A 1,017-nucleotide genomic window follows, 5' to 3' on the forward strand; every position below is an offset into this window, starting at 1 on the left:
TCGTAGGACTAAGATACTGGATGAAACCAATAAGGTTAAGCGGTGCCCTTTTGACTGCCTCTGAGAAGCAAAGCAATGGAACGGCCGTCACCACACCGGATATGGCTAGGAGAAACATTTCCATGCTCGAATAGGAAGAAAATGATTCTGGAGAAAAGAAAACGAGATAGATAGCTACAAAAGGTAGTAGCAAGCCACTTTCTACTAGCATGGCTACGTCACTGGAAATCCTAACCCCTTTTTTGATTAGACTATAGAAACCAAAGCTCAGAGCTAACCCCAATGAAACCATGGGAAGTTTTCCTGTATTGGCAATAAGAACCAGTACTCCTATAAAGGCCAATACTACTGCTGCCCACATGGTCCTACTCAATGATTCACGAAGAAAAATGAGGGCAAACAGGATAGAAACAATAGGCAAAATGTAATAGCCCAGGCTAGCCTGCGTCGCTTGACCATGACCCACAGCATAGATATAAATCAACCAGTTAGCTGCTATGAAAAAACTAGCAAGTAGCATACGAAGCAAGGCTTTCTTATCTTGCCAAAGTTCTACAAGCTCCTTTTTGAAACGTGTATTTTGCTTAGCGACTAGGGCGTAAGTCAGCATAGTCACCACTGTAAAAACAATCCGCCACGAGAAGATGTTGTAAGCCGAAACACCTGCTAAAAGCTTCCAAAAAAGGGATAGAAATCCCCATTGAATATAGGTGGCTAGACCAAAGAGTAGCCCTTGATTTTTTCTAGTCAACGACAACACCTCCTTTATCCACAGATAGGATGAGGGTTTCACCATCTAAACCAAGACCATCTATAGCCGTTTTTAGAGCCTCAGCTTGATCATTTGGTGTCAAGGTCATAACTGTTGGGCCAGCGCCTGAAAGATAGGTCGCATAAGCACCGTATTGACCTGACAATTCCTTAATAGTCGCAAATTCTTTAACCAATTTTTGACGGTAGCGTTCGTGGAACATGTCTCCTTGGATGGCACGTCCCGCTTTAACCAAATCCCCTGCA

General features: G+C 43.4%; 1 protein-coding gene and 1 pseudogene. Both read right to left on the reverse strand.

The window, feature by feature from the left end:
• A partial coding sequence (gene rarD / locus CGS49_RS13795; RefSeq protein WP_097802309.1) for an EamA family transporter RarD occupies positions 1–751 on the reverse strand: 751 nt, incomplete at its 3' end.
• A pseudogene (locus CGS49_RS13800) lies at positions 744–1,017 on the reverse strand (hypothetical protein); the annotation flags it as partial. The gene rarD and the pseudogene CGS49_RS13800, both read right to left, overlap by 8 nt.

This window comes from Faecalibacterium langellae, from assembly GCF_002549775.1.
Taxonomy (GTDB): Bacteria; Bacillota; Clostridia; order Oscillospirales; family Ruminococcaceae; genus Faecalibacterium; species Faecalibacterium langellae.